At 57.6% G+C, this 3524-nt stretch carries 2 protein-coding genes; both read left to right on the top strand.

Going from position 1 to position 3524, the window contains the following annotated elements:
- The first annotated feature begins 75 nt into the window (after positions 1 to 75).
- Entirely contained in the window at positions 76 to 903 is an 828-nt protein-coding gene (cas7c, locus tag HQL56_18880) for a type I-C CRISPR-associated protein Cas7/Csd2 (protein ID MBF0311581.1), read from the top strand.
- 248 nt (positions 904 to 1151) lie between these two features.
- On the top strand, positions 1152 to 3449 hold the full coding sequence (gene cas3, locus HQL56_18885) for a CRISPR-associated helicase Cas3' (GenBank protein ID MBF0311582.1): 2298 nt from the start codon (positions 1152 to 1154) through the stop codon (positions 3447 to 3449).
- Positions 3450 to 3524: the final 75 nt, after the last annotated feature.

A 3524-nucleotide genomic window follows, 5' to 3' on the forward strand; every position in this document is an offset into this window, starting at 1 on the left:
TGCCCTGGACCCGTTGGGGGGGATAATCCCCCCCAAACCCCCGTATGCCTGAACAGATACCATAAGGAGACGATAGTGACTACGTTGAGCAACAAAATCGACTTTGCCGTTATCTTTCAGGTGCGCAATGCCAATCCCAACGGAGATCCGCTGAACGGCAACCGGCCACGCACGGATTATTCCAACCGGGGAGAAGTCACCGATGTGGCCCTCAAGCGGAAAATCCGGGATCGTCTGGCCGAAGCCGGGCAAGCCATATTTGTTCAATCCGACGACCGCAAGACGGATGAGTTCAAGAGTCTCGTCCAACGGGCCAAAGCTGGATTGGGCAAGGATTATGAGAGCGAAAGGACGGCTGACGCAGCCTGTAAAAAGTGGTTTGACGTGCGAGCTTTTGGACAGCTTTTCGCCTTCAAAAAATCAGGAAATGACAGTGAAGGCGTTTCCGTTGGCATCCGTGGCCCTGTCACCGTTCAATCGGCGTTCAGTGTGGAGCCTGTCGATATTACCAGCACCCAGATCACCAAGAGTGTGAGTGGCGAAGGCGATGGCAGCAAACGCGGCTCCGATACCATGGGCATGAAACACCGGGTGGATAACGGCGTTTACCTCTTTTTTGGCAGCATGAATCCACAACTGGCGGAGAGAACCGGGTTTTCCGACGCGGATGCCCAGGCCATCAAGCAGGTGCTGCCCAAGCTGTTCGAAAACGATGAATCCTCCGCCCGTCCTGCTGGTAGTATGCAGGTATTGAAGGTCGTCTGGTGGCAGCACAACAGCAAAGCCGGGCAATACTCTTCCGTTCGGGTACATGGCACCCTGCGGGATAAGGTCATGCCGGATGGCCGTTACCGTTTGGATTCCCTGGATGGATTGCTTCCCGAAGAGATCGAAGGGTACTGATTCTGGCACGTTGTTGTCTCGTGATGTTGTCCCCTCGTTCCGAGGCCCTGTGGCGAAAGTCCGGGGCCTCGGATTTTATTTGTAAATAATATTATAATAAGATTATATTTATATTATTTATCTAAAAATTATAATAAAAAATGCGTAAAATATCTACCAAAACTTATCTATAAAATAGTTTCTTGCCCTGGTGGAGATGGTCCTGTACAAACAACCAAACAGGCCATTTTTCAGAAGGGTGATAATTGGTGAGTGCTATTCTCTACGCCCATATTCACAAAGAATCCGATCGACGGGAGCCCCTTTTTGCAGGGGAGGAGAGTCACGCCCGCCTGACGGCTCTTCGGGCGGGGGCCTTCGCCGAGGCGATGGTTCCTCCCGGTCACGCCGAACGTGTCGCCTTCCTCCGCGCGGCGGGGCGCTTGCTGGGGTATTGGCACGACCTGGGTAAAGGCTCCCGCGAATTCCAGAAATACCTCCTCTCCGCCGAGGAGGACGCCCACGCCCTGGAAAAAAGGGGCAGGGTTGACCACTCCAGCGCGGGAGCGCAACACGCGGCCAAACAGCTTCCCGGTTTGGGTACGCTGTTGGCCTTTGCCATCGCCGGGCATCACGCGGGATTGCCGGATTGGCAGTGCGAAGGCGAAAGTGGGCTGAAAAGCCGCTTGCAAAAGCCCGTCAAACCCTGGCAGGAAGAAGTTCCCCCGGAGTTTCTCTCCGCCACCGGGTTGCCAAACAGTCTGCCATGTCCTGCCAAAGGCTTTTCCTGCGCCTTTCTGACCCGCATGCTCTTCTCCTGCCTGACGGACGCCGATTTCCTGGCCACCGAACACTTCATGAACCCGGATCAATCGGATCTCCGGGAGAAGGTCTTCCCCTCCCTGGCCGATCTGGCCGAACACCTGGAGGCCCATCTGGCCAAAACCTTTCCCAGCGCCGCAACCGAGGTGCAGCGCCGTCGGCGGCAGGTAGTGGACCATTGCCGTCAGGCAGCGCCCCTCCCGCCGGGATTCTTCTCCCTCAACGTGCCCACCGGCGGGGGCAAAACCCTTTCGTCCCTGGTCTTCGCTCTGAAACATGCCGTCTGTCACCAGCAGCGACGGGTCATCTGCGCCATTCCCTTCACCAGCATCATCGAGCAGAACGCCCGCGTCTATCGGGAGGTTTTCGATGCGCTGGGGGAGGGCATCGTGCTGGAACATCACGCCAGTCTCGATGCCGAGGATCCGACGGTGATGGGCTCACGCCTGGCGGCGGAAAACTGGGACGCCCCCATCGTGGTCACCACCAACGTACAGTTTTTCGAAACCCTCTTCGCCAATCGCCCCGGACGCTGTCGCAAACTGCACCGCATCGCCCGTTCGGTGATCGTGTTGGACGAGGCTCAGGCCCTGCCGGTAGACCTGCTGGAGCCGTGTCTGCGCGCCTTGCAGGAGTTGGTCACGCACTACGGCTGCAGCGTGGTGCTGTGTACCGCCACTCAACCGGCGTTGGAAAAGCGGGAGAACTTCAAAATCGGCTTGAGCCATGTGCGGGAGATCATCCCCGATACCGCCGCGCTGCACGCCGCTCTGCGGCGGGTGCGGGTCGAGGTGGCGGGGAAACTCACGCTGGAGGGGACCGCTGCCCAACTGATGGCGCAGGAACGGGTGCTGGCCATCGTCAACACCCGCAAACACGCTCGGGAACTCTACGAAATACTCCGCAAGGAGACGGGCGGGGAAGGGTGTTTCCATCTCAGCGCCCTGATGTGCCCGGAACACCGCACCCGGAAGCTCAAGGAGATCAAGGCGCGGTTGCAAAGCCCGAACGCCCCGTGTCGAGTGGTCTCCACCCAGTTGGTGGAAGCGGGGGTGGATATCGATTTTCCCGTGGTCTATCGCTCCCTGGCCGGTCTCGATGCCATCGCCCAGGCCGCGGGTCGTTGCAATCGCGAGGGCCAACTGGAGGGCTTGGGCATTACACGGGTTTTTCAGCCGGCGGAAAGCCGCTTCCTCCTTCCGGGGGATTTGAAACAGGCCGCCGGACACGCCGGGGAGGTCATGGCTCTGCCGGATTATCAGGAGAACCTGCTCTCCATGGCGGCCATCGAACACTATTTTAAACTGCATTATTGGCACAAGGGAGGGGAGCTTGGAGAGGGCTGGGATAGAAATAAAATCATGTACTGCTTCAAGCTGGGGGATACCCTGGCCAATCCGTTTCTCTTCCAATTTCGCCAGGCGGCGTCGGAGTTTCAGCTCATCGAGGATGTTCAGGAGCCGGTCATCATTCCCTGGGATGAAAAGGCGCTGAAGATGATTCAAGACTTGCGAGCCCAGCATCATCCCGAAGTAAAATTTCTGGCCAAGGCCTCACGGGTATTGCAACGCTACGTGGTGAGTGTGCCCCGACGGGAACGGAGGGCATTGGAAGAAGCCATGGCCGTGGAGACCCTGCACGAGCGGTTTTGTGTATTGCTGGATCGGAAGAACTATTCTGAAGAGACGGGGGTGATCGTTCCAAAAGAGGCTTATTGTGATCCGGAGAAGCTGATTGTATCTTAAAATTTATATATCTGTTCAGGTGTACGGGGGTTCGGGGGGGATTATCCCCCCCGACGGGTCCAGGGCAGCGCCCTG

This window comes from Magnetococcales bacterium, from assembly GCA_015231925.1.
In the GTDB taxonomy this organism is placed as follows: domain Bacteria; phylum Pseudomonadota; class Magnetococcia; order Magnetococcales; family JADGAQ01; genus JADGAQ01.